The organism is Microbacterium sp. 1.5R (assembly GCF_001889265.1).
GTDB lineage: Bacteria > Actinomycetota > Actinomycetes > Actinomycetales > Microbacteriaceae > Microbacterium.
In genome coordinates, this window is sequence record NZ_CP018151.1 from 617048 (window position 1) to 642736 (window position 25689).

At 69.0% G+C, this 25689-nt stretch carries 22 protein-coding genes and 1 tRNA gene; 13 read left to right on the top strand and 10 right to left on the bottom strand.

The genetic code is table 11. The features are described 5' to 3' along the window. The first annotated feature begins 13 nt into the window (after positions 1–13). Positions 14–1057 (top strand): rhamnose ABC transporter substrate-binding protein, encoded by a 1044-nt coding sequence (gene rhaS, locus BMW26_RS02905; protein WP_056276817.1) that lies wholly within the window; start codon positions 14–16, stop codon positions 1055–1057. Between the two features lie 175 nt (positions 1058–1232). Here the strand turns inward: rhaS and BMW26_RS02910 are convergent, their stop codons facing one another. The 6 genes from BMW26_RS02910 to BMW26_RS02935 form a co-directional block, all read right to left on the bottom strand. Beyond that, a complete protein-coding gene (locus BMW26_RS02910; RefSeq protein ID WP_072590716.1) occupies positions 1233–2630 on the bottom strand; it encodes a rhamnulokinase in 1398 nt (465 codons plus the stop codon). After that, positions 2627–4663, bottom strand: a complete 2037-nt coding sequence (locus BMW26_RS02915) for a bifunctional rhamnulose-1-phosphate aldolase/short-chain dehydrogenase (protein ID WP_056276821.1) — start codon at positions 4661–4663, stop codon at positions 2627–2629. Before BMW26_RS02915 ends, BMW26_RS02910 begins: the two co-directional genes overlap by 4 nt. Next, entirely contained in the window at positions 4660–5514 is an 855-nt protein-coding gene (locus BMW26_RS02920) for an alpha/beta hydrolase (RefSeq protein ID WP_072590717.1), read from the bottom strand. Before BMW26_RS02920 ends, BMW26_RS02915 begins: the two co-directional genes overlap by 4 nt. 75 nt (positions 5515–5589) lie before the next feature. Continuing rightward, entirely contained in the window at positions 5590–6756 is a 1167-nt protein-coding gene (gene rhaI / locus BMW26_RS02925; protein WP_053098756.1) for an L-rhamnose isomerase, read from the bottom strand. Continuing rightward, positions 6753–7145: an L-rhamnose mutarotase gene (locus BMW26_RS02930; RefSeq protein WP_072590718.1), complete on the bottom strand. Its 393-nt coding sequence runs from the start codon at positions 7143–7145 to the stop codon at positions 6753–6755. Before BMW26_RS02930 ends, rhaI begins: the two co-directional genes overlap by 4 nt. A 95-nt stretch (positions 7146–7240) precedes the next feature. Continuing rightward, positions 7241–8206 carry a serine hydrolase domain-containing protein gene (locus BMW26_RS02935; RefSeq protein WP_072590719.1) on the bottom strand — a complete coding sequence of 322 codons (966 nt, stop codon included), beginning with the start codon at positions 8204–8206 and terminating at the stop codon, positions 7241–7243. Positions 8207–8271: 65 nt separating this feature from the next. Between BMW26_RS02935 and BMW26_RS02940 the strand changes: the two genes are divergently transcribed. From BMW26_RS02940 to BMW26_RS02980, 9 genes are all read left to right on the top strand, one after another. After that, complete coding sequence (locus BMW26_RS02940; RefSeq protein ID WP_072590720.1) at positions 8272–10047, top strand: ABC transporter ATP-binding protein; 1776 nt, start codon at positions 8272–8274, stop codon at positions 10045–10047. A gap of 28 nt (positions 10048–10075) precedes the next feature. Beyond that, positions 10076–11167: a Gfo/Idh/MocA family protein gene (locus BMW26_RS02945; RefSeq protein WP_072590721.1), complete on the top strand. Its 1092-nt coding sequence runs from the start codon at positions 10076–10078 to the stop codon at positions 11165–11167. After that, on the top strand, positions 11164–12093 hold the full coding sequence (locus BMW26_RS02950; protein WP_072590722.1) for a hypothetical protein: 930 nt from the start codon (positions 11164–11166) through the stop codon (positions 12091–12093). The genes BMW26_RS02945 and BMW26_RS02950 overlap by 4 nt, the downstream gene beginning before the upstream one ends. Positions 12094–12256: 163 nt before the next feature. Then, entirely contained in the window at positions 12257–13552 is a 1296-nt protein-coding gene (locus BMW26_RS02955) for an ABC transporter substrate-binding protein (protein ID WP_053098762.1), read from the top strand. Positions 13553–13619: 67 nt separating this feature from the next. Continuing rightward, positions 13620–14621 carry a carbohydrate ABC transporter permease gene (locus BMW26_RS02960; RefSeq protein WP_072590723.1) on the top strand — a complete coding sequence of 334 codons (1002 nt, stop codon included), beginning with the start codon at positions 13620–13622 and terminating at the stop codon, positions 14619–14621. Then, the gene (locus BMW26_RS02965) at positions 14618–15559 is read left to right on the top strand and encodes a carbohydrate ABC transporter permease (protein ID WP_072590724.1); all 942 of its coding nucleotides are present in this window, start codon (positions 14618–14620) and stop codon (positions 15557–15559) included. Before BMW26_RS02960 ends, BMW26_RS02965 begins: the two co-directional genes overlap by 4 nt. A 2-nt stretch (positions 15560–15561) precedes the next feature. After that, positions 15562–16239 (top strand): hypothetical protein, encoded by a 678-nt coding sequence (locus BMW26_RS02970; protein WP_072590725.1) that lies wholly within the window; start codon positions 15562–15564, stop codon positions 16237–16239. Positions 16240–16281: 42 nt separating this feature from the next. Further along, a complete protein-coding gene (locus BMW26_RS02975; protein ID WP_056276845.1) occupies positions 16282–17283 on the top strand; it encodes a LacI family DNA-binding transcriptional regulator in 1002 nt (333 codons plus the stop codon). Positions 17284–17486: 203 nt separating this feature from the next. Further along, positions 17487–17575 (top strand) — tRNA-Ser (locus tag BMW26_RS02980). A gap of 37 nt (positions 17576–17612) precedes the next feature. On the opposite strand, the gene BMW26_RS02985 is transcribed toward BMW26_RS02980, so the two are convergent. Next, positions 17613–20237 carry an excinuclease ABC subunit UvrA gene (locus tag BMW26_RS02985; protein WP_198032375.1) on the bottom strand — a complete coding sequence of 875 codons (2625 nt, stop codon included), beginning with the start codon at positions 20235–20237 and terminating at the stop codon, positions 17613–17615. Between the two features lie 228 nt (positions 20238–20465). On the opposite strand from BMW26_RS02985, the gene BMW26_RS02990 reads away from it, so the two are divergent. The 3 genes from BMW26_RS02990 (at position 20466) to BMW26_RS03000 (ending at position 23275) form a co-directional block, all read left to right on the top strand. Then, complete coding sequence (locus BMW26_RS02990) at positions 20466–21506, top strand: aldo/keto reductase (RefSeq protein ID WP_072590726.1); 1041 nt, start codon at positions 20466–20468, stop codon at positions 21504–21506. A 99-nt stretch (positions 21507–21605) separates the two neighbouring features. After that, on the top strand, positions 21606–22262 hold the full coding sequence (locus BMW26_RS02995) for a GntR family transcriptional regulator (protein WP_072590727.1): 657 nt from the start codon (positions 21606–21608) through the stop codon (positions 22260–22262). Positions 22263–22300: 38 nt separating this feature from the next. Beyond that, the gene (locus BMW26_RS03000; RefSeq protein WP_072590728.1) at positions 22301–23275 is read left to right on the top strand and encodes an NAD-dependent epimerase/dehydratase family protein; all 975 of its coding nucleotides are present in this window, start codon (positions 22301–22303) and stop codon (positions 23273–23275) included. Between the two features lie 9 nt (positions 23276–23284). Here BMW26_RS03000 and BMW26_RS03005 read toward each other — a convergent pair whose 3' ends face one another. The 3 genes from BMW26_RS03005 to BMW26_RS03015 are packed head-to-tail and all read right to left on the bottom strand — an operon-like array spanning position 23285 to position 25662. Next, complete coding sequence (locus tag BMW26_RS03005; protein WP_072590729.1) at positions 23285–23680, bottom strand: VOC family protein; 396 nt, start codon at positions 23678–23680, stop codon at positions 23285–23287. Positions 23681–23720: 40 nt separating this feature from the next. Then, positions 23721–24656: an NAD(P)-dependent oxidoreductase gene (locus BMW26_RS03010; RefSeq protein WP_056276856.1), complete on the bottom strand. Its 936-nt coding sequence runs from the start codon at positions 24654–24656 to the stop codon at positions 23721–23723. 22 nt (positions 24657–24678) lie between these two features. Further along, positions 24679–25662, bottom strand: coding sequence for a LacI family DNA-binding transcriptional regulator (locus BMW26_RS03015; RefSeq protein ID WP_072590730.1), 984 nt, complete (start codon positions 25660–25662; stop codon positions 24679–24681). Between the last annotated feature and the right edge of the window lie 27 nt (positions 25663–25689).

Below are 25689 nucleotides of genomic sequence, written 5' to 3' on the forward strand. Positions count from 1 at the left end.
GAAAGGAAGAACAATGACGTTTGCACGTAAGAAGATCGCGGGGTTCGCGGCGGTCGCCGTGGCCGCAGCGCTCGTGCTGAGCGGCTGCGCCGACACCAGCGGCGGATCCGGAGGCTCGGGTTCAGAGGGTGAAGGCGGATCCGACAACCTCGCGATCACGTTCCTGCCCAAGAACCTCGGCAACCCGTACTTCGACACCTCGAGCGAGGGCGGCAAGACCGCCGTCGACGAGTTCGGCGGCACGTTCGCCGAGGTCGGCCCGGCCGAAGCCACCCCCGACGCCCAGGTCAGCTACATCAACACCGCGACGCAGCAGGCCGTGGGCGCGCTCGTCGTCTCGGCGAACGACCCGAAGGCGATCTGCGACGCGCTGAACGAGGCCCGTGACGCCGGCGTCAAGGTCGTCACCTTCGACTCCGACACGAACCCCGAGTGCCGCGACCTGTTCATCAACCAGGCCGACTCCGAGGGCATCGCCAAGGTGCAGGTCGACCTGATCGCCGACCAGATCGGCGGAGCCGGCGAGGTCGCGATCCTGTCGGCATCCGCCAACGCGACCAACCAGAACGCCTGGATCGACCTGATGAAGGAGTACGTCGCCAGCGAGTACCCCGACATTACGATCGTCGAGACCGTCTACGGTGACGACGACGACCAGACGTCGTTCGACAAGACCGCTGCGCTGCTGCAGAGCCACCCGAACCTGAAGGGCATCATCTCGCCCACCACGGTCGGCATCGCGGCTGCGGCGCGGTACGTGTCCACCTCGGACTACAAGGGCAAGGTCGCCATCACCGGTCTCGGCACGCCGAACCAGATGCGCGAGTACGTCGAAGACGGCACCGTCACCGCGTTCGCGCTGTGGAACCCGGCCGACCTCGGCTACCTGGCCGCGTTCGCCTCCAAGGCGCTGATCGAGGGTGAGATCACCGGCGAAGAGGGCGACACCTTCGAGGCCGGAGACCTCGGCGAGTACACGGTCGGCGCCGACGGCGTCGTTCTTCTCGGCGACCCGTTCGAGTTCAACGCAGACAACATCGGCGAGTTCGACTTCTGAGTCGAGTTCGGGAGGGGTGTCGGGGCTTCGGCCTCGGCGCCCCTTTCCGTGTGCGCCGCGGTGTGCGTTCTCCGGCGCCTGAGAGGGCGGGCATCCGCACCCGCACAGGGATTCGCACCGGCAGCCATCGGGGATACGGGCGGTCGGATGAGGGGCTGCGACGGGCGTGAGGGAGTCAGCGCGGGTCGAAGCGCTCCGGTTCGTGCGTCGCGGCGACGAGGGCGCGCAGCTCCTCGAGGGATGCCGGGGCGGCGCCGAGAGCCCGTGCCTGCACGAGCACGTTGCCGAGGGCTGTCGCCTCGACGGGGCCGGCGAGCACGGGACGGCCGGTGCGATCCGCGGTGGCCTGGCACAGCAGACGGTTCAGCGAGCCGCCTCCCACGAGGTGGATGCTGTCGAGTTCGCGCCCTGACAGATCGGCTGCCGTCTGCACGGCATCCGCGAAGGCGGTCGCGATCGACTCGACGATCGACCGGGCGAACGCGGGTCGCGTCGTCGGAGCCTCGGCCCCGAGCAGTGTCGTGATGCGCGCGGGCATGTCTCCCGGTGCGCTGAGCGACGCGTCGTTCGCGTCGAAGAGGGGCACGTCGTCCGTCACGGCGGATGCCGCGGCCAGCAGCTCGGGAAGGTCGATCCGCGAGCCGTCCTCCGTCTCCCACGCGCGCACGGTCTCGCTCAGCAGCCAGAGCCCCGTCACGTTGTGCAGGAAGCGGTAGCGACGGTCCACGCCGAGCTCGTGCGTGAAGTTCGCCTCGCGCGCGGCATCCGTCAGCACCGGCTCGATCAGCTCGACGCCGACCAGCCCCCAGGTGCCGCACGAGATGTAGGCGGAGTGCGGGGTCGCCAGGGGAGCGGCGACGACGGCGGATGCTGTGTCGTGCGACCCGACCGCGATCACCGGCAGCTTCTTGCCGATGCGCTCGACCAGGTCCGCGCGGAGTGTGCCGATCGTCTCGCCCGGATCGACGAGCGTCGGCAGGATGCGCGTCGGGATGCCGATGCGCTCGGCGAGCTCGGCGTCCCACTCGCCCGACTCGACGCCGAGGAGCCCGGTGGTCGAGGCGTTCGTCCGCTCGGCCACCGCTGTTCCGGTGAGCAGGAACGCGATGAGGTCGGGAATGAGCAACGCGGTGTCGGCGTCGGCGAGGCGGGCATCGACGCGGTACTGGTACAGCGTGTTGAACGGCAGGAACTGCAGTCCGTTGCGGCCGTAGAGCTCGGCGAAGGGCGCGACCGTGTGCACCTCGTCGACGCCGCGCGCCGTGCGCGCGTCGCGGTAGTGGAACGGCTCGGCGAGGAGTTCGCCGTCTCGCAGCAGGCCGTAGTCGACGGCCCACGAGTCGATGCCGACGCTCTCGATCGCCGGTTCGCGCTGTACCGCCTCGGCGAGCCCTGCGACGACGTGCTCGTAGAGAGCGCCGAAGTCCCAGTGCAGACCGTCTTCGCGCTCGACGGGCCCGTTCGGGAACCGCGAGACGAGTTCGAGGTCGAGCCGGCCGTCGCCGATCCGGCCGATCATGACGCGACCGCTGGTCGCTCCGAGGTCGACGGCGGCGACGGACCGCACCGTCATCGCAGGAACGCCGCAGCGACGCCGGAGTCGACCGGGATGTGGAGACCGGTCGTGCGGCTCAGCTCGGGACCCGTCAGCACGTAGACGGCATCCGCCACGTTCTCGGGAACGACCTCGCGCTTGAGGATCGTGCGGTTGGCGTAGAACTGGCCGAGGTCCTCTTCGGCGACACCGTAGGTCGCGGCACGGTTCGCGCCCCAGCCGGAGGCGAAGATGCCCGAGCCGCGCACGACACCGTCGGGGTTGATGCCGTTGACGCGGATGCCGAACTCGCCGAGCTCGACGGCCAGCAGCCGCACCTGGTGGGCCTGGTCGGCCTTGGTCGCCGAGTAGGCGATGTTGTTGGGGCCGGCGAAGACGGAGTTCTTCGACGAGATGTAGATGATGTCGCCGCCGAGCTTCTGGTCGATCAGCACGCGGGCCGCGGCCTTCGACACGAGGAACGAGCCCTTGGCCATGACGTCGTGCTGCAGATCCCAGTCCTTCTCGGTGGTCTCGAGCAGCGGCTTCGACAGCGAGAGACCGGCGTTGTTGACGACGAGGTCGACGCCGCCGAACGCGAGCACGGCGTCGTTCAGCGCCGCCTGGATGGCATCCGCATCGGCGACGTTCGCCGCGACGCCGATCGCGACGTCGGTGCTGCCCAGCTCGGCGGCGGCCGCCTGTGCCTTCTCGAGGTCGAGGTCGGCGATGACGACGCAGGCGCCCTCTGCGGCGAGGCGGGTGGCGATGGCCTTGCCGATGCCGCTGGCGGCTCCGGTGACGAAGGCGATGCGTCCCTGGTGCGACTTCGGCTTCGGCATGCGCTGCAGCTTGGCCTCTTCGAGCGCCCAGTACTCGATGTCGAACTTCTCGGCGTCAGAGATGGGCGAGTAGGTCGACAGTGCCTCGGCGCCGCGCATGACGTTGATCGCGTTGACGTAGAACTCACCGGCGACGCGGGCGGTCTGCTTGTTGGCGCCGTAGGAGAACATTCCGATGCCGGGCACGAGCACGATGAGCGGGTCGGCGCCGCGGATCGCGGGCGACTCGGCGGTCGCGTGCGCGTCGTAGTAGGCCTGGTAGTCGGCGCGGTACTCGGTGTGCAGTTCGTGCAGACGGGCGATCTGCTCATCGGCGGATGCCGTGACCGGCAGGTCGAGGATCAGCGGCTTGACCTTGGTGCGCAGGAAGTGGTCGGGGCAGCTCGTGCCGAGAGCCGCGAGTTCAGGGGCGCGCTCGGAGGCGAGGAAGTCGAGGACGACGTCGGAGTCGGTGAAGTGGCCGACCATCGGCTTGTCGGTCGACGCGATCCCGCGAATGGTGCCGGCGAGGGTCGCTGCGCGCTCACGCCGCTCGGCCTCGGGGAGTGCCTCGAAGCCGGCACGGACGCCGCCGAACGGATCGGCCTTGCCGTTGGCCTCGATGTAGGCGGCCGCGGTGTCGATGATCCAGAGGGAGTTGGCTTCGGCCTCCTCCGACGTGTCGCCCCAGGCGGTGATGCCGTGGCCGCCGAGGATCGTGCCGATGGCCTGCGGGTTCTTCGCCTTGATGGTGGCGATGTCGAGTCCGAGCTGGAATCCGGGGCGACGCCACGGAACCCACACGACCTTGTCGCCGAAGATCTTCGCCGTCAGCTCTTCGCCGTCGGCCGCGGTGGCGATCGCGATGCCCGAGTCGGGGTGCAGGTGGTCGACGTGCGCGGCGTCGACGAGCCCGTGCATCGCGGTGTCGATCGACGGAGCTGCACCGCCCTTGCCGTGCAGGCAGTAGTCGAACGCGGCGACCATCTCGTCCTCACGGTCGAGGCCCGGGTAGACGTCGACGAGTGCGCGCATGCGGTCGAGGCGCAGCACGGCGAGACCCTGCTCTGTGAGCGTGCCGAGGTCTCCACCCGAACCCTTGACCCACATCAGCTCGACGGGCTGACCCGTGACGGGGTCGGTCTCCGTGCCCTTCGCCGACGTGTTGCCACCGGCGTAGTTGGTGTTCTTCGGGTCGGCGCCCAGGCGGTTCGACCGCTCGATGAGGGCGGCGGCGGTGGGGTTGGTCATGGCTGTTCCCTGTTCTGTGGAGACGTGGCGAGGATGCGGGCGGCGAAGCGGTCGATCGATGCTGTCGCTGCCGCGAGTTCGGGCTGATTGAGGTGGCCGTGGCGGGTGCCCGCCTCGGTCGAGATGTCGATTTCGACGCCCGCGTCGCGCAGCAGGGCGCCGAACGCCTCGCCGGAGACACGGAGCTCGTCGACCTCGCCGTTGATCATGATCGTGGCGGGGAAATGCGAGAGCTGGGCGGGGGACGCGGTGCCGGGCACGGCGTAGACGTCGCCACCGTCGACCGGTCCGCCGAGGTAGTTCTCGTACATGCCGCGCACCGGGTCGGGGCCGAACACGTCGGCATCGGGGTCCGCGTCGAGAGCGGCGCGCAGCGCAGCATCCGGGGCTGCCTGCACGGCGTGGAGCGTCGGATAGGCGAGCACCGCGAGCGCAGGGAAGGGCCCGGGACCGTGACTGAGGCGCAGTGCCGCGCCGGCCGCGAGGTTGCCGCCGGCGCTCGCTCCGCCGATCGACCACGGCCCCTCGGTGAGGCCGGAGTGGACCGCCCAACGGAATGCGGCCTCGACCTCCTCGGAGGCGACCGGGTAGTGCACGCCCTCTCGCTCGGGTGCCCCGGCTGCCGCAGCCCAGGTGCGAGGGAAGGGAGCCAGCGCGTAGTCGACCGACACCACGGCGATGCCGCGCTCGGCGAAGCTCTGCGCGACCCAGTCGGCCTCCGGCATGTCGATCTCACCGGCGGCGAACCCTCCGCCGTGCACCCAGACGAGTCCGGGGCCGACGGGAGAGGTCGGGGTGTACACCCGCACGCGCAGCGGTCCGTGCGGTCCGTCGAGCACCTGCTCGTTCACGGTGTCATCCGTTCTGTCGGGGGGCGTCGGGATGCGGGGATCGGCTCCCGCATCCCGACGGGTCGGGGTGCGGGCTCAGGCGCCCCAGCCGGCCTGCACGCCACCGACGCGGTCGGCGGCGATCTTCTGCTGGTAGCCCGACTCGGCGTAGGCCGCCATCGGGTCGGCTGCGAGGCCGCGCGACTCTCGCCATTCGGCGAGCGCGGGGCGCACGTCGGTGTAGAACGCGTCCATGAAGACGGCGTTGGCGGCGAGCACGTCGCCGGACTTCTGCGCCGCGGTCAGGGCGTCGCGGTCGACGATCAGCGCACGCGCCGTCATCTCCTGCACGTTGAGCACCGAGCGGATCTGACCGGGGATCTTGTCCTCGACGTTGTGGCACTGGTCGAGCATGAACGCCACATCGGGGTTGTTCAGGCCGCCGCCGCGCACGACCTCGAACAGGATGCGGAACAGTTGGAAGGGATCGGCCGCGCCCACGATGAGATCGTCGTCGGCGTAGAAGCGCGAGTTGAAATCGAACGACCCGAGCTTGCCGAGGCGCAGCAGCTGCATGACGATGAACTCGATGTTGGTGCCGGGTGCGTGGTGGCCCGTGTCGAGGCACACCATGGCCTTGTCGCCGAGGGACGAGACCTGGGCGTAGGACGTGCCCCAGTCGGGAACATCGGTGTGGTAGAACGCCGGCTCGAAGAACTTGTACTCGAGCACGAGGCGCTGGTCGTCGCCGAGGCGTGCGTAGATCTGCTGCAGCGACTCCTGCAGGCGGTCCTGACGGCCGCGCAGGTCGGCCTGCCCCGGGTAGTTCGAGCCCTCGGCGAGCCAGATCTTCAGGTCGCGGCTGCCCGTGGCATCCATCACGTCGATGCAGGCGAGGTGGTGGTCGATCGCCTTCTGGCGGATCGACGGGTCTTCGTGGGTCAGCGCGCCGAACTTGTAGTCGTCGTCCTGGAACGTGTTGGAGTTGATGGTGCCCAGGGTCACGCCGAGGTCCTCGGCGTGCTTGCGCAGGTCGGAGAACGAGTCGACCAGGTCCCACGGGATGTGCAGGGCGACCGAGGGTGCGAGCGCCGTGTACTTGTTCACCTGCGCGGCATCCGCGATCTTCTCCCACGGGTCGCGGGGCGTGCCGGGCGTGCCGAACACCTTGAAGCGCGTGCCGGAGTTGCCGAACGCCCAGCTGGGGAGTTCGATGCCCTGCTGTTCGAGGGCGGCGAGGTTGTCGGACGAGAGGATGCTCATGAGGCGCTGCCTTCGGTGTCGGTGCGGTTGTCGATGTCTGATGCGGGGGAGTCGCCGGCGTCGGCGAGCTGGTCTTCGAGGTGGAACACCTCGGCGAGTGCGGTGGCGGCCTGGTCGGGGCGTCCGTCGAGACCGATGAAGAATCGGCTCATCTCGGACTCCCAGCGCGCGGCGACGGGGGAGGCGGCGAGATACGCCTGGGCGGCGGCATCGTCGTCGGTCTCGTAGTAGCCGACGAGCGTGCCGCCCTCGGCGAGGAACAGCGAGTAGTTGCGGCGGCCGGCTGCCGCGATCTCGCCCAGCATCTCGGGCCAGACCGGCGAGTGACGGGCGAGGTATTCGTCGAGCAGTTCAGGACGCACCTGCAACTGGAACGCGACGCGGGTCATGATGGTTCTCTCTTCATCGAGCGGATTTTGAATCGTTTCATTCAATGTCTCAACCCTAGACACGGGCGAGCGACGTGTCAAGCGAGCGTCGGCGGTCACACGGCGGTGATGACCGCGTTGTCGAGCTGATCGGCGTCCACGCCCGGGCGCACGGCCGCGTTCGTGAGCAGCACCCAGCAGACGCCCGCCGTCGGGTGCACCCAGAACTCCGTGCCCGCCCACCCGCCGTGGCCGAAGACGTCACGGTCCACCAGCCCCGGCGCTCGTGAGCGCAGGTTGAACGTGAAGCCCCAGTCCTGACCGCGCTCAGAGGGGTACGGGTCGAGGCGGGGGATCGCGCCGGTCAGCGGGCGGAGCATCATGGCCAGTCCCGCCGGAGACAGGATGCCGTCTTTCGCGCCCTGGCCGATGCGCAGCAGCTCGGCGCCGAGGTGCAGGAGATCCTCGGCTCTGCCCAGGAGTCCTGCGCCGGGAGCACGCGTGGCGTGGAACCGGTCGAGGTCGAGTCCGCCGGCCGCGGCATCCGGAACCCCGAGGGACTCGCTCGGGTCGAGGGTCAGGCTGATCGCGCCGATGCGATGCGCCCAGTCGAATGTGCCGGCATCCCAGGTCGAACCGGTCGCGTGCTCGATCAGCGCCGCGATCCCCTCGAAGGCCAGGGTGGAATACCGCGACGCGGTGCCGGCGGCGAAGTCCCGCCCCTGGCTGAGCAGCTCGTCGCGCAGCGGAAGCGCGGTGTCGAGAGCCGGCTCGGAGATCCCCGAGGTGTGGGATGCCAGGTGCCACAGCCGCACGATGTCGTCACGAGAGGTGCCGAACTGCGGCAGGGCGTCGGCGAGCGGAGTGTTCGGGGTGAGCAGACCCCTCTCGATGGCGCGCGTCGCCGTGATGCCGGTGAGCACCTTCGTGATCGAGAACAGCGGGTAGACGGCATCCGTCGCGGCCCCGAAGCCCTCGAGGTCGACGATCCCGTCGGCGGTGGCCATGCCGAGCACGGCTGTCGGCAGGCGCTCCGCCTGCACGTGACCACGTGCCCAGTCGAATGCTGCGTCGAAGGTCATGGCTGCTCCTGCTGATTCGGATGGTCGCGCTTCCCAGACGGGTGCGGTGACTCTACGATAGGACCATGGCACAGAAAGCGCTTTCCCATCCGGCCGCGCTCATCGACGGTGATCACCCCACCCGCTCCGTGCTGCGCCTCGTCGCCCGCCGTCACTGGCGACTGACCTTCGCGATCACGGCCTTCGCGATCAAGGAGATCCCGCTCTGGTTCCTGCCGGTGATCACCGCCGCGATCATCGACGTCGTGGCGAGCGACGGCGATGTCACCGAGGTGCTGTGGTGGTTCGCGCTGGCCGCCGTGCTGCTGCTGCAGAACTACCCGAACCACATCATCTACACCCGCAACTTCATGACCGTGGTGCGAGACCTCGGTGCCGATCTCCGCAACGCCCTCACCGCGCGACTGCAGAGCCTCTCGATCGGTTACCACACGAGGATGAGCTCGTCGATCGTGCAGACGAAGGTGGTGCGCGACGTCGAGAACGTCGAGCTCATGCTGCAGCAGGTCACGCATCCGCTCCTGTCGTCGACCATGGTGATGCTCGGCGCACTCAGCATGACGGCGGTCACCGTGCCGCAGTTCCTTCCCGTGTACGCCCTCGCCGTGCCGATCGCGATCGGCATCCGCTACGGCATGCGCAATCGATCGCAGCGTCGCAACGAGGTCTTCCGGCGCGAGATCGAGACGCTGTCGGCCCGCGTCGGCGAGATGGCGTCGCTGATCCCGGTGACACGCGCTCACGGGCTCGAGGAGACGGCGATCAACCGCGTCGCGGGCGGGGCGGATGGCGTGCGCCGCGCCGGACTCGACCTCGACCTGCTGAACGGCCGGGTGGCCTCGATCTCCTGGGTCGCGATGCAGCTGCTCGGCGTCGCCTGCCTCATGCTCGCCGCCGTGTGCGCGCTCACCGGCTTCCTCCCGATCACGCCGGGCGAGGTCGTGATGCTCTCGAGCTACTTCACGCTGCTGACCGGCGGGCTCACCCAGCTGCTCATGCTCATTCCCGTCGGCGCCCGCGGGCTCGAGTCGGTGCGCTCGATCGCCGAGGTGCTGCAAGAGCCCGACATCGAGCAGAACTCCGGCAAGCGCGTCGTCTCGGCGGTCGCCGGCGAGATCGTGCTCGATTCTGCGACGCATCGCTACGCGGATGCCGACGACGACGCCCTGTTCGAGATCGATCTGCGGATCGCCCCCGGCGAGACGGTCGCCTTCGTGGGATCGTCGGGCTCGGGCAAGTCGACCCTCCTGAACCTCGTGCTCGGATTCGTCCGTCCGACGAGCGGCCGCATCGTGCTCGACGGCGCCGACATGCAGGAGCTCGACCTGCGCACAGTGCGCCGGTCGATCTCGGTCGTGCCGCAGGAGTCGGTGCTGTTCGAGGGATCGGTCTTCGACAACATCGCCTACGGCATGCCCGACGTCACGCCCGATCGCGTCGAACAGGCGCTGCGAGACGCCAACGCGTGGGAGTTCGTGAGCGAGCAGTCGCAGGGGTGGGACACGGTGGTCGGCGAGCGCGGAGCGCGCCTCTCGGGTGGTCAGCGCCAGCGTCTGGCGATCGCCCGCGCGCTCGTGCGCGATCCGCGGATCCTGCTGCTCGACGAGGCGACGAGCGCGCTCGACCCCGAGTCCGAGGGACTCGTCAAAGAGGCCCTCGAACGGCTCATGCGCGGTCGCACGACGCTCGTGGTCGCGCACCGGCTGTCGACGATCCGGCAGGCCGATCGCATCGTCGTGCTCGAGCACGGACGTATCGTCGAACAGGGCTCGCACGACGAGCTGCTCGCCGCCGACGGGCGATACGCCCGCCTGCACCTGGTGCAGAACGGCATCAGATGACCCCGGCTCAGCGTCCTGAGGAGGAACGATGACAACCGAGAAGACCCTTCGCGCGGCCCTGGTCGGCACCGGGGCGGTGGCGAACGCGCACGCCCGCGCGGTCGCCGCGTACCCGCGCGCCGAGCTCGTCGCCGTCGCCGACCTCAGCCGGGAGAAGGCGCAGGAGTTCGCCGGCCGATACGGCATCGATGCCGCCTACGGCGACCTCGACGAGATGCTCGCCGCCGAGCACCCCGACGTCATGCTCATCTGCACGCCGCCCGGGCCGCACCGTTCGCAGTCGCTCGCAGCCTTCGCAGCCGGCGCGCATGTGATCGTCGAGAAGCCGCCGGCACCGTCGCTCGACGAGCTCGACGAGATGCGCGCGGCGGCCGAGGCCGCGGGCAGGCAGCTGGCGGTCGTCTTCCAGCAGCGCACCGGCACGGCCGCGGCGCACGTGCGCGGGCTGCTGCAGAGCGGAGCCCTCGGCCGCCCGCTCGTCGCCGTGTGTCAGACGCTCTGGTTCCGTGACGCCGGCTACTTCGCGGTGCCGTGGCGCGGCAAGTGGGAGACGGAGGGCGGCGGAACGACCCTGGGCCACGGCATCCACCAGATCGACCTGCTCGCTCACCTGCTGGGCGACTGGTCGTCGGTGCAGGGCAGGCTCTGGCGGCTCGACCGCGAGACCGAGACCGAGGACGTCTCGACCGCGACCATCGTCTTCGGCCAGGGAGTGGTCGCGCAGCTCGTCACCAGTGCCGTGTCGCCGCGAGAGACGAGCTCGATCCGCATCGACACCCAGAAGGCCACGGTCACGGTCGACCACGTCTACGGCCACGGTCATGAGAACTGGCGGATCACCCCGGCGCCCGGCTTCGAGTCGGAGGCCGAGGGATGGGCGTTCCCGGATGCCGAGGAGCGCAGCGACCACGAGCCGCTGCTGCGCGACGTGTTCGACGCTCTGCTCGAGGGCGCACCCCTGCCTCCTACCGCTGATGCGCCGGCGCGCTCACTCGAGATCGTGGCGGCCATCTACGCCTCGGCCGCTGCGGACGGCACGGTGATCACCCCCGAGCTGCTGGGCTCGCACCCCACGCACCGGGCCGGCTTCGCGAGTCCGGTCGCCGATCTCCGCAGATGAGAGAGCTCTACCGCGACCCCGTCTACGACGGCGCCACCGACCCGCGGGTCGTGGTCGACGCCGACGGGCTGTGGTGGATGTTCTACACCCAGCGTCGGGCGAGCCTCGCCGATGCGGGACCGGGGGTGTCGTGGGTGCACGGCAGCCGGATCGGGGTCGCGACATCGACCGACGGTCTGGACTGGCGCTACGACGGAACGCTCGAGCCCACGGCATCCGATCTCGTCCTCGAGCCCGGCCCGCCGCCCGCCGAGGTCGACCGCACGCACTGGGCCCCGGAGGTCTTCTGGGACGGTGCGCGCTGGCGGATGCATCTCACCGAGATCGACGGCATTCCCGACCGCTGGCCGGGGTTCGCTCGCGCCATCGTCGAGTACGCCTCCGACGACCTGAGGCACTGGTCGAGATGCGGCCCGCTCGTGCTGAGCAGCGATCGTGTGATCGATGCGGCCGTCGCGCGCACGCCCGACGGACTGTGGCGCCTCTGGTACAAGGATGAGGCGGCGGACTCGGTGACCATGGTCGCGTCATCGCCCGACCTCGTGGACTGGTCCCTCGACGGCGTCGCGATCGGAGGACGGCCGCACGAGGGGCCGACCGTGTTCGAGCTCGGCGGTCTCTGGTGGCTGATCGTGGACGAGTGGCGGGGGATGGGCGTCTATCGCTCCGACGACGGCACGCGCTGGACGCGTCAGGGTGATGCGGATGCCGTGATCCTCGCTGATCTGCCGACCGGAGGGGTCGGCAGTCACGGCGCGCAGGTGCGCGTCGGCGACGACCTGTGGTTCTACTTCTTCGCCGCCGCCGCGGAGCGGGCTCCGGCCCACGCTGCGACGGGCGAGCAGAGGCGATCCGCCGTGCATCGCGTGGGGCTCGAGGTCGAGGGCGGGAAGCTGATCGTGAGAGGATCGAAGACCCCGCGGTAATCGATGTAATCCCCGCCGCGAATTGCCGGTTGCGAAACGTTTCAATCTGGATTAGCGTGCAGGTAAGCGTTTTCCCCGCACGATGGAGATCGCATCCCGCACCACATGGACACAGGCGTTCCGCGGCCCTGCCGAACGAGGACGTTCATCAGAGAGGACAACGATGTTCAGCAAGAAGCGTCTGGCGGCCGCAGCGGCCGTCGCCACCAGCGCAGCGCTGGTACTCGCCGGCTGCGCCGGCGGAGGCAGCCCCGAGGGCGAGCCCACGTACGACCCCGACGAGAAGGTCACCCTCGACCTGGCGTTCTGGGGCAACGACGTCCGCGCCGATCTCTACAACCAGGCGATCGAGGCGTTCAATGAGGAGTACCCGAACATCACGGTGAACGCGACGTTCCTCGGGTTCCCGGAGTTCTGGGAGAAGCGCCAGACCGAGGCCGCCGGCGGCGGACTCCCCGACGTCATGCAGTTCGACTACTCGTACCTGCGTCAGTACTCGGAGAACGGCCTGCTGCTCGACCTCGAGCCCTACCTCGGCTCGGTCATCGACACCGAGCCGCTCTCCGAGAACATCCTCGGCATCGGCGTCGTCGATGACACGACCTACGGCATCACCACCTCGACCAACGCGTGGGGCGTCTTCACCAACCCCCAGCTGCTCGAGACCGCAGGCGTCGAGGAGTTCCCCGGGGGCGACTGGGAGGACTACGACGAGTGGATGGGCGAGATCACCGATGCCGGCGCGGGTGAGTTCTGGGGCGGGTCCGACTGGACGGGGCGCATCCAGAACTTCGAGCTGCAGCTGCGCAGCGAGGGCAAGAACCTGTTCGACGAAGACGGCACGCCCGGCTTCGACGAAGACCGTCTGAAGGAGTTCTGGGAGGCCGGAGACGACATCCGTGACGGAGTCGTCGTTCCGCAGCAGGTCGTCGAGGAGCTCAACCCCCTCACCGCGTTCGACGCCGCGAAGAACGCCAGCGAGCTGACGTGGGACAACTTCGGTGCGGGCTACCTCGCCAACCTCGGCGAGAGCTACACCGAGCTCGGCCTCGTCGCCCCGCCGGTCACGAAGGAGGGCGCGAAGGATCTGTACCTGAAGCCCTCGATGCTGCACACGATCTCGGCCAAGACCGAGCACCCGGAGGCGGCGGCGACGCTCGTCAACTTCCTGGTCAACTCGCCCGAGTCCGGCGAGATCTTCGGCACCAACCGTGGCCTCCCCGCATCCGAGACCGCTCTCGAGGCCGCAGAGCTCGATCCCATGAGCCAGCTCGTCAAGGACTACGAGGAGTCGATCGCCGACCGCCTCGGCGACGCTCCGCCCGTGCCGATCGTCGGCTACGGCACCCTCGAGGAGAAGTTCCGGGTGCTGGGCACCGAGCTGAACTTCGGCACCACGACGGTCGACGAGGCCGTGACGCAGTTCTTCTCCGAGATGGACGTCGTCCTCAACCAGTGATCCCGTCGGTGGGCCGGGTGGCATCCGCCCGGCCCACCGCATCCCATCCACTTCGGAAGGAGCTGTCATGACCACGACGGCGACCAGGACGATCGTCACGGGCAAGAAGTCCGGGCGAGGGCGGGCGCTGCGCAGCGGCCGCCGCCCCGAGAACGAACTCGCGCGGCCGGGCCAGCGCGCACGTCTGCGGCGTGAGACGGCGACCGGCTATGCGTTCCTCACCCCGTGGCTCATCGGCTTCTTCGGTCTCACCGCCGTGCCGATGATCTACTCCCTGTACCTCTCCTTCACGAAGTACAACATCTTCCAGCCGCCCAAGTGGATCGGGCTGGACAACTACATCCGACTCTTCACGAGCGACCCGAACTTCATCCAGTCGGCGCAGATCACCCTGGTCTATGTGTTCATCGGCACCCCGATAACCCTGGCGGCGGCGCTGGCCGTCGCGATGCTCCTGAACTACCGAGACAAGGGCGCGGGCTTCTTCCGTTCCGCCTTCTACGCGCCGTCCCTCATCGGCGGCTCGGTCTCGGTCGCCATCGTGTGGCGGGCCATGTTCTCCTCCGACGGTCCGGTCGACAGCGGTCTGCAGATCTTCGGCGTGGATCTCGGCGGATGGATCGGCAACCCGAGCCTCGTGCTCCCGATGATGATCCTGCTCGCCGTCTGGCAGTTCGGAGCCACGATGGTGATCTTCCTCGCGGGTCTCAAGCAGATCCCCAAGGAGCTGTACGAGGCCGCAGAGATGGACGGCGCGAACGCCTACCGTCGGTTCCGCGCGGTGACGATCCCGATGCTCTCCCCGGTGATGTTCTTCAACCTGCTGCTCGGTCTCATCGGCGCGTTCCAGGTGTTCGCCTCGGCGTACATCATCTCGAACGGCACCGGCGGCCCCGCCGGCATGACGAACTTCATCACCGTGTACCTGTACAAGCGAGGGTTCTCCGACGGACAGATGGGCTACGCGGCCGCGATCGCGTGGGTCCTGCTCGTCGTCGTCGCGATCATCGCCTTCATCCTCTTCCGCACTCAGAGGTCGTGGGTGCACTACTCGGGAGACGACAAATGAGCACCTCCAATCAGGCGACCACGTCCGGCGCCGCATCCACTCCGGTCTTCGCCGCGCAGCAGACGACGCCCGTCGGTCCGCCCGCCCCGCGTCGCCGCATCAAGCGCAAGACCTGGCAGACCGTCATCTGGTTCATCGGTCTCCTCGCGCTCACCGCGGTGGTGCTCTACCCGTTGTTGTGGCTGTTCCTGTCGACGTTCAAGCCGAACGCCGAGTTCGGTCAGAACCCGGGGCTGCTGCCGCAGGCGCCGACGCTCGACAACTACGGCAAGGTCATGGAGGGCATCGCCGGAGTGCCGATGTGGCGCTTCTTCCTGAACTCGCTGATCCTCGCGGTCTCGGCCGTGGTCGGCACGGTGCTCTCGTCGGCGCTCGCCGCCTACGCCTTCGCACGAGTGCAGTTCAAGGGACTCGGCGTGCTGTTCGCCGCGATGATCGGCACGCTGCTGCTGCCGTTCCACGTCGTGATCATCCCGCAGTACATCATCTTCAACCAGCTCGGATGGGTCGACACCTTCATCCCGCTGATCCTGCCGAAGTTCCTCGCCACCGAGGCGTTCTTCGTCTTCCTTCTCGTGCAGTTCATCCGCCAGATGCCCCGCGACATGGATGAAGCGGCGCGCATCGACGGAGCAGGCCACCTGCGGATCTTCTGGTCGATCATCCTGCCGCTCATCAAGCCCGCCCTGATCACCTGCGCGATCTTCTCGTTCATCTGGGCGTGGAACGACTTCCTCGGGCCGCTGCTCTACCTGACGAGCCCCGAGAACTACCCGCTGCCGATCGCGCTGCGCCTCTACAACGACCAGACCTCGTCGTCCGACTACGGCGCGACGGTCACGGCGTCGTTCGTGGCCCTCGTGCCGGTGCTGCTGTTCTTCGTGGTCTTCCAGCGCTTCCTCGTCGACGGAGTCGCCACGCAGGGACTGAAGGGCTAGTCATGTCGGTCATCAACGCAGAGCGTCGGGCGCACCGGGCGGCGAAGCGCGAGGCGCGGTCGGGCGCCGGCCCGACGGTGGCCGGTGTCGAGCCCGGGGTCAACCCCGGAGCGACCGCCAAGTTCGGTCTGTTCGGCGAGGTGCTCACGGTCGGGCTGCTGATGACGATCATCGCCCTCGGCGTCGTCACGCTGCCGATCGCCCTGGCCGCCGGCATCCGTCACCTGCGTCGCTTCGTCGCCGCGGAGGATTCGCGCACGGCCCTGTTCTGGGACGACGTGCGCACCGGCATCCTGCCCTCGCTCCGCGTCGGGGTGCCGGCGGCGCTGATCGCCGCCGTGCTCACGGTCGACGTCGTGCTCGCGGGCTCGGGCGCACTGCCCGGTGGCGAGATCATCGCGGTCATCGGCTGGGCGGGGCTGCTCGCTCTCGCGGTCGCCGTGCTGCTCGCCGCCGGCGCCTGGTCGCCGTCGACCGGGTGGAACGCCGGGGTCCGCGCGGTGCCGGGGATGATCACAGCGGATGCCGCCGGAGCCGCGTACATCGCGGCCGCGGCCGTCTTCACCGGTGTCGTGACCTGGGCGCTCGCGCCCCTGTTCATCGCGGGCATCGGCTGCGCGGCGCTCGCCGTCGTCGCGGTTCCGGGGCGTCGTCGGCGCGGAGTTCACCCCGCGGAATGAGAAGGTAGTCGTGGCGCACGCGCGGACGGACGGAGGCAGGCCATGGCGGTAGGGGTGAAGGACGTGGCGGCTGCGGCCGGCGTCTCGGTCGGCACCGTCTCGAACGTGCTCAATCAGCCCGAGCGCGTGTCCGCCAAGACGGTCGAGCGCGTGCAGCGGGTGATCCAGGAACTCGGCTTCGTGCGCAACGACGCCGCCAGGCAGCTGCGCGCAGGTCGCAGTCGCAGCATCGGACTCGTGGTGCCCGACATCGGCAACCCGTTCTTCGCCGAGGTCGTGCGCGGCGCGGAGGACCGGGCAGCGGATGCCGGCATGACGGTGCTGCTCGGCAACAGCGACGAGCGAGACGAGCGCCAGGTCGCGCACCTCGAGCTCTTCCAGGAGCAGCGGGTCAACGGCGTGCTGCTCACACCCGCCACCGACGACCTCTCGGCCGTGCATCGATTCGCCGCAGGCGGCATGCCGGTGATCCTCGTCGACCGCGAGGTGGAGGAGGGGCTGCTGCCGTCGGTCTCGGTCGATGACGTCGAAGGCGGACGCCTGGCTGCCGATCACCTGCTGGCTTCGGGACGTCGCCGGCTGGCATTCGTCGGAGGACCGCAGTCGGTGCAGCAGGTCGCCGATCGTCTGCGCGGCGTGCAGGCGGCCGTCGCCGCTCACCCCGATGTCACTCTCGAGATCTTCGAGCAGTCCGCGCTCACGGTGCTCCAGGGCAGGGCTGCGGGCGAGGCCATCGCGGCGCGTGGGCCTGAATCGCGCCCGGATGCCGTCTTCGCCGCGAACGACCTGCTCGCCGTCGGGCTGCTGCAGGCGTTCAGCTTCGGCTCCGGCATCCGTGTGCCCCAGGACATCGCCATGGTCGGCTATGACGACATCGACTTCGCCTCGGCGACCGTCGTGCCGCTGAGCTCCGTGCGCCAGCCCGCCAGGCTGCTCGGCTGGACCGGGGTGGATCTGCTGCTGAAGGAGCTCGACGGCGTCGAGCACGACCGTCGCGTGCGGTTCCAGCCCGAACTCGTGGTGCGCGAATCGAGCGCCGGCTGAGGGATCGTCTCGGGTCACGCGCCGTCACCCGTGCCGTGTGCATGACCGGAGCACGGATGCGGGAGCATCCGTCGGGTCTCGTCCTGCAGATGTGCTTTCGTCCTGCAGGCGGCCCGGCCGAGGACCCTGAGCCCCGATTCGTTCCAGCCACGGGAACCCGTTATGATTGCAAGGTGCATCCGCTCTTCACGGTTCGGATGCCTGGAGACGTCGCATAGTCCGGCCGAGTGCACCACCCTGCTAAGGTGGAGTCCCCTCACGGGGACCAGGGGTTCAAATCCCCTCGTCTCCGCAGAAAGAATCCCTGCCTCGGCAGGGATTTTCTGTTCTCAGGCGCTGACTCCGAGTTCCTGAGCCGCGATGGCATCCGCGAGGTACGACGCCGTGGTGCTTCCGCTCGCGGAGGCGACGGAACGCGGAGTTCCCTGCGCCACGACAGTGCCGCCGAGCTCTCCGGCTCCCGGTCCCATGTCGATCACCCAGTCGGCCTGTGCGACCACGCGCATGTCGTGCTCGACCATCACGACCGTGTTGCCGGCGTCGACGAGATGCTGAAGATGGACGAGCAGCCGATCGGTGTCCGACGGATGCAGTCCTGAGGTGGGCTCATCGAGCAGGTAGAGGGTGTCGCCGTGCTGGGCGCGCCGCAGTTCGGACGCCAGCTTCACGCGCTGCGCCTCGCCGCCGGAGAGCTCGGTCGCCGACTGGCCCAGCGGCAGATACCCGAGCCCCACGTCGAGGAGGGCATCGAGATGTCGCGCGACGTCGGCATCGTCCTCGAAGAGGACACGCGCGTCGTTCACGCTCAGGGCGAGGACGTCGGCGATGGTGTGCCCGTGGAGCTCGATCTCGAGGGTCTCCGGGTTGTAGCGCGTGCCGCCGCAGGTGCCGCAGGGGGCGTGGACGGTGGGGAGGAAGAGCAGCTCCACCTCGACCGTGCCCTCGCCCTTGCAGGTGGGGCATCTCCCGCTCGCCAGGTTGAACGAGAACCGGCTCGCGGCGTAGCGCCTCCGACGCGCTTCCGGTGTCGCGGCGAACAGCGCGCGGACGCGGTCGAAGAGCCCGGTGTACGTCGCCACGTTCGATCGAGAGGTGCGGCCGATCGGCTTCTGACTGACCTGCACCACGCGTCGCACGCGGTCGGCGGGGCCGGAGGCGCGACCCGTCGTGTGGGCGATCGGTGCGGAGAACAGCGGATCAGCTGCTGCGCTGCCCTGCTCTTCCCTCGTCGACGTGTCGGTCGACGAGCCGTCCACCTCGCTGGAGAGGCTGCTCTGCAGCAGGTCGGGCAGGGCCTGGGTGACGAGAGACGACTTGCCCGAACCGGAGACGCCCGTGACGGCGGTGAGGCAGCCGAGGGGGATCGACACCGAGACGCTGCGGAGATTGTTCCGCGAGACGTCGACGAGCACGAGTTCGGCATCGGGCTCGCGAGGGGCCCGCGGCTGTGCCGTCGGCTGCTCGGCTCGCAGGTCGTCGGCGAACAGATATCGTCTCGTCTGGGAGCGTTCCGCGTCCCGCAGCCCGTCGATCGGGCCGGAATAGACGATCTCACCCCCGGTGGATCCCGCTCCGGGGCCGATGTCGACGATCCAGTCCGCATGCCGGATCACCTCGAGGGAGTGCTCGACGAAGAAGACCGTGTTTCCGGAGTCTCGCAGCGAGCGGAGGATGCGCACGAGCGCTTCGCCGTCGGCGGGGTGGAGGCCGGCAGACGGCTCGTCGAGCACGAACATGACCCCGAACAGCTGCGACAGCACCTGGGTCGCGAGCCGCATACGCTGCAGCTCACCCGACGAGAGCGTCGGGGTCGAGCGATCCAGCGAGAGGTAGCCCAGACCGAGCTCGATGATGGGGGAGATCCGATCGCGCAGCTCGTCGACCAGCCGGTGCGCCGCGAGCTTCTTCTCGGGTGGGAGCGCTTCGCCACCGGCGCCGGGGGCATCCGTTCCGTTGCCGGAGGAGTCGAGTGCCGTCTCGAGGAGTGCCTCGAGGTCCGCGAGTGGCATCGCGGCCATCTCGGTGATGTCGAGACCGGCGAACGTCACGGCGAGCGCCTCGGGCTTCAGGCGGCGTCCGTCGCACATCGGGCAGCGGACGCTGACCATGAAGCTCGCCGCCTTCTCGCGCATCTTCGCGCTCTTCGAGTTGGCGAAGGTGTTGAGCACGTACTGCCTCACGCCGACGAACGTGCTCATGTACGAGGGCTCGATGCCGGCCGCGACGGCCTTGCGCACCTGCGCCGGGCCGCGGTCGGTGAACACCGGAACCTGAGGCGACTCCTCGGTGTAGAGCACCCACTGACGCTGCTTCTCAGGCAGATCGCGCCACGGGATGTCGATGTCGTAGCCGAGCGATATCAGGCTGTCGATGAGCTGCTTGCCGTGCCAGGCGCGCGGCCAGGCGTCGAGCGCACGGTCGCGGATCGACAGCGACTCGTCGGGGACCATGAGGTGCAGAGGCACGTCGTACACCTGCCCGATCCCGTGGCAGCGCGGGCACGCGCCCTGCACGGTGTTCGCGGAGAAGTCCTCGGCGAACAGCGGCTCCGCCCCACTGGGGTATGTGCCCACTCGCGAGAACAGCATGCGGATGACGTTGCCGATCGACGTGGCGCTGCCGACGGTCGATCGAGCGCTTCCCGCGGTGCGCTGTTGGGGGAGGGCCACCGCCGGAGGCAGCCCGCCGATGGCGTCGACGTCGGGGATGTCGACCTGGCTCATCAGGCGCCTCGCGTAGGGCGCCACCGACTCGAAGTACCGACGCTGCGCCTCGGCGTACAACGTGCCGAATGCGAGGGAGCTCTTGCCCGAGCCGGAGACGCCGGTGAAGGCCACGAGGGCGTCGCGGGGTATCGCGACGCTCACGTCGCGAAGATTGTGCACCCGTGCTCCGGTCACGACGATGGCGTTCGACGTGCCGGACAGCTTCGACGGTGGGGTCCCGCCCATCATGGACCTCTTCTCGTTTCCCGCGGGGAGCGGGGGTGAATGCGATGATCGCCGTCTCTCCGTCACGCTACCCCGACCGTCGGACTTCGTCGGTGTGGTTGACAGCGGTCGGTCGGGCCTGCGAGCGCGGACACCCGTATGCCGGCGCAGCATGCATCGGAGTCCTGGTCCCGCCGTGCGAGAAAGCGCTATCCTGAAGCTCTTCCCGCCTCGGATCCAGGAGCGTCCCTCATGCCCATCGCCGCCGATGACCCCCGCCTGACGCATGCCTACGAGGCTGCGGCCACCCGCTACACCGACGTGCCGTTCCAACGCGCAGGCGCCAGCGGGGTGAAGCTGCCGAAGGTGTCGCTCGGACTCTGGCAGAACTTCGGTCGTGACCGCACCTTCGACAGTCAGCGCGAGATCGTGCTGCACGCGTTCGACCGCGGTGTCGTGCACATCGACCTCGCGAACAACTACGGTCCGCCGTACGGGTCCGCCGAGTCGACGTTCGGGGCCGTTCTCGACAGCGGGCTCGCCCGCTACCGAGACGAGCTGTTCGTCACGACCAAGGCCGGCTACGACATGTGGCCGGGGCCGTTCGGCGACGGCGGATCGCGCAAGTACCTCATGCGCTCGCTCGAGCAGAGTCTGCAGCGCATGGACACCGACTACGTCGACGTGTTCTACTCGCACCGCCCCGACCCCGAGACCCCGCTGGAGGAGACGGTCACGGCGCTCGCCGACATCGTGCGCAGCGGCAAGGCGCTGTACGTGGGCATCTCGAACTACCCGGCCGAGCTGGCGCGTCGCGCGTATCAGCTGCTCGCGGATCAGGGCGTGAGGCTGCTGCTGCACCAGCCGCGGTACTCGCTGTTCGACCGCACTCCCGAGGCCGAGCTGTTCCCGGCGCTGCGCGAGCTGGAGATCGGCAGCGCCGTGTTCTCGCCGCTCGCGCAGGGCCTGCTCACCGGCAAGTACATCGACGGTGACGTCCCGGCCGACTCGCGTGCCGCGAACAGCCATTTCCTGAACGGCTCCGCGCTCACCGACAGCTACCTCGGGCGCATCCGCGGCATCGACCGCGTCGCGAAGGACGCGGGCCTCTCGATTCCCCAGCTCGCCGTCGCGTGGGTGCTGCGGGACTCCGTGGTGACCACCGCGATCATCGGTGCATCGCGCACGGGCCAGATCGACGACGCGGTGGCGGCCAGCCAGGTCGAGCTCTCCGACGACGTCGTCACCGCTCTCGAGGAGTTCGCTGCGGCGCCCGGCGCCAGCGTCGTCTGACTTTTTCCCTGGCGCTGCGTAATATTCCGGGCGGCAGCGAGTCTGTCTAGTGGGGGCCCCTGTCACAGGGGGCGTACACAACGGACCTGGGGAGCACCAATGACCATCGCCTACGCGGATCCACGGACGCACCACTGGACCCATCGCGGTGCCGTGCCGCTGCCCGAACTTGCCTTCCAGCACATCCTCGGGGCGATCCTGCGGGGGGACTATCGGTCGGGCGACACGCTCAACACGATGCGCTTCGCCCGAGAGCTCGACATGTCGCTCAACCCGATCCGCGAAGCGATCATCCGGCTGCGTGACATCGGACTGGTCGAGGTCACTCCCGCGCGCTACACCAAGGTCGCGGACCTCACCGCACGCGAGTCGCGTGCCGTCATCAGCTACGCCGGCGTGCTCGCGGGGACGGCGCTCCGCACGGCGCTGCCCACGGCCGCGGAAGGCGTCCGCTCCGATCTCGCGGCGTATGCCGAGGAGATCGGTCGCGCGCAGGCCGCAGCCGACCGCGACGCCGCGGCCATCGCGTTCCTCACCGCCGTCGACGATCTCGTGCGGCATCCGCGACAGGCGATGCACCTGGTCGAGGCCACGATCCTCGCTCAATGCGCGCTGCAGTTCTCCGAGACTGTACCCGGAGACGACGAGACACCCGGGCTGGTCGCTGCGGCCGAAGCCGTCGCCCACGCGATCCGTGCGGAAGATCCGGATGCCGTCGAAGGGGCCGTCCGCGCGCTCTTCGAGCACCTCGCCTAGGCGGCCTCCCCGCCTGACCCGTCGCTAGAGTCGGATCCATGACTGCGACGACGGTGTTGTTCATCGGTGGAACCGGAATCATCTCCTCGGCGGCGAGTGCGCTCGCGGCGTCCCGGGGGATGGAGGTCACTCTGCTGAATCGCGGACAGTCGCAGCGCGAGCCCGCTGACGGCGTCGAGGTGCTGACGGCGGATGTGTCGGATGCGGCAGCGGTCGACGCCGCCCTCGCCGGTCGTGAGTTCGATGTCGTCGCCGACATGATCGCCTTCACGCCGGATCAGGTGCAGCGGGACATCGACCGCTTCGAGGGCCGGACGGGACAGTACGTCTTCATCAGTTCGGCATCCGCCTACCAGAAGCCGGTCTCTCGTCTTCCGATCACCGAGTCCACACCGCTGCGCAATCCGTACTGGCAGTACTCGCGCGACAAGATCGCCTGCGAGGACCTGCTGACCGCCGCGTACCGGGATCGCGGATTCCCGGTCACGGTGCTGCGGCCTTCGCACACCTACGACAAGTGGACGATCCCGGCGTTCGGAGGGTGGACGGCGATCGACCGCATCCGCCGGGGTGAGGAGATCATCGTCCACGGAGACGGCACGTCGCTGTGGACGCTCACGCACTCGAGCGACTTCGCGGTCGGCTTCGCGGGGCTGCTCGGCAACCCGCTCGCCTACGGCGACACCTTCCAGATCACGAGCGACTTCGTCTACACCTGGAACGAGATCTACGCGATCCTCGGTCGCGCGGCGGGAGCAGAGCCGAAGATCCGGTACGCCACGAGTGCGGCGATCGAGGATGCCGCACCCGAACGCGCCGGGCAGCTCACGGGTGACATGGCGCACTCCGTCGTCTTCGACAACACCAAGGTCCGCCGCCTCGTGCCGGACTTCGCCCCGCTCGTGCCACTGCACACCGCGGCGCGCGAGATCATCGACTGGCACGACGCGCATCCCGAGCTGCAGCGCGTCGACCCGGCCGTGAACGAGCTCTTCGACTCGCTCCTCGCCTGAGAGCGGCGCTCAGCCGGCGGCGAGCACGGCGAGGACGTTGCCGGCGGGGTCCGTGAACCAGGCGATGTCGGGCCCTCGATCGGGACCGCCTCGCAGGATGCCCTTCTCATCGGTGGCGAACTCCGAGTCGTCGTAGATCTTGGTCACGACGCCCCGCTCGTTGAGCTCGTCGACGGCTGCTTCGATGTCGTCCACCGGGAAGTTCAGGATCGTGAAGCTCGCGGGCTCATGGTTCGGCTTGCCGTAGACGAGGATCGATCCGCCGTCGGGCAGGCTGATGTCGAGGAACCCCATGGCATTGGTGGTGACGTCCATGCCGAGGGTGTCGCCGTAGAAGGAGCGGGCGGCGTCGATGTCGTCGACGCTGAACCCGCTGAACGCGTGTGTGGTCTGAAAGGCGGTCATGCCCTCAGCATGCGCCGCTCGCCCCCGCGGTGTCCAGACCCTAGGGGTGCACCTGGTTGAGGAGATCATCGCCCGCGAGGAGGCGGGTCACGTTCTGGTCGACCAGGCGTGCCGCTCCGACCGGACGGTTGCCGGCGATGTGAGGGGTGATGAGCAGGTTCGGTGCGTCCCACAGCACGTCGGATGCCGGAAGCGGCTCGGACTTCGCGACGTCGATCGCCGCGGCGCGCAGCTGTCCCGACTCCAGCGCCGCGATCAGCGCAGCCTCGTCGACGGTCACACCACGACCGACGTTCACGAACACCGCGCCTGGCTTGAGCGCGAGGAAGAGCTCGGCGTCGAACAGGTCGGCGGTCTCGTCGGTGGCGGGCAGGATCGAGACGAGCACGTCGGTGTCAGCCAGCACGGCGGCTGCATCGGCATCCGAGTGCACCCGATACCCGGATCGCTCTCCGGCGGTGCGGGCGATGCCCTGCACCTCCGCGCCGAGTGCGGTGAGGAACGGCGCGAGCGTCGAGGCGATCGAACCGAATCCCCAGATGGTCACGCGGGCGCCGGACAGCGTGTAGAGCGCGCGAGTGGGCGCGGCGCTCTGCTCCTCGTTGAACGCCTCGTCCCAGACGTGCTCGCGCTGAGCGTCGCGCAGCCGGTCGAGACGTCGAACGGCGCTCAGGATCAGGGTCAGCGCATGCTCGGCGACGGGTCCGTCATGCAGCGAGCGACCGGAGCAGATGCGCACGTCGGCGCCGAACCCGGCGTTGAGAACCGCATCCGCGCCGGAGGCGAGGGCCTGGACGAGACGCAGGCGGGGCAGTGCGCGGGCGGCTTCCCGGAGCCACGACGAGGAGTTGTGCCAGACGACGAGCGCTTCGGCGTCACGGTGCTCGGCGGGAATCTCGGCGTCGATGTCGTAGACGACGGTCTCGACGTCTGCGGTCACCGGCAGCTCGATGGTGTTCGGGATCAGGATCTTCATGTGCGCCTCCAGGTCTCGGCGGTCAGTGGGGAGAATCGGTCGACTCGCGCCAGATGACGGTCAGCAGACCGTCGGGCTTCATCGGCTCATCGCCGCCGCGGACGGCTGCGATCAGACGGTGCATCGAGTAGGCGCCCAGTCTCTCGCGGTCCTGCGACACGCTCGTCAGCGACGGCACGAGGAACGCGCTCTGGGGGTGATCGTCCCACCCCGTGACGGCGACGTCGTCGGGCAGCGTCCATCCGCGTCGTGTCGCCGCTCGGATGGCTCCGGTCGCGATCACGTCGTTGGCGGCGATCACGGCGAGCGGCGGTGCGTCTGCGGGCAGCCTGTCGACGGCGGCCTCACCGGCGCTGCCGCTCCATTCCTCTCCGAACACACCGAGCGACTCGAGTCCGAGACGCTCGATCGCTTCGAGGTAGGCCGCGCGACGGGCTCGTGCCGACGGGAAGTCGTCGGGGCCGGCCAGATGCACGAATCTCCGATGTCCCTGTGCCGCGAGGCGTTCGATCATCTCGGTGATGGGTCGCGAATCGGTGAATGCGCCGGTCATGTGCATCGCGTCATCGAACTCGCCGACCGAGAGGACGACGGGGCCGTCGGCGGGGGAGTCGGTGGCGGGCAGCGGCGTGAACGCGAGCACGCCCTCGTGCTGCCCCGACCCGATGAGATCGGCGAGGCGATCGTCGCGCGCGGTCGCCTCCTCGGGCAGGCTCACCACCTCCACGACGTAGCCTGCCTCGCGCGCGGCGGAGATCGCGCCGGAGAGCAGAGTGAGCGGATTCATCGTGGCGATCGGCACGACGACGGCGAGGCGGCCGGTGCGCTGGGTGCGCATGGACCGGGCGGCCAGGTTGGGTCGGTAGTTCAGCTCGGATGCCGCGCGAAGCACCCGCTCGCGCGTCGCCTCGGAGATCCCCGGCCGCCCGGTGAAGACGAAAGAGACGGTGGACTGCGAGACCCCGGCGAGGTGGGCGACGTCGTGGCTGGTCGGGCGTTTCTCCACGGCATCCTCCTTTCCGGGCTTGACGTG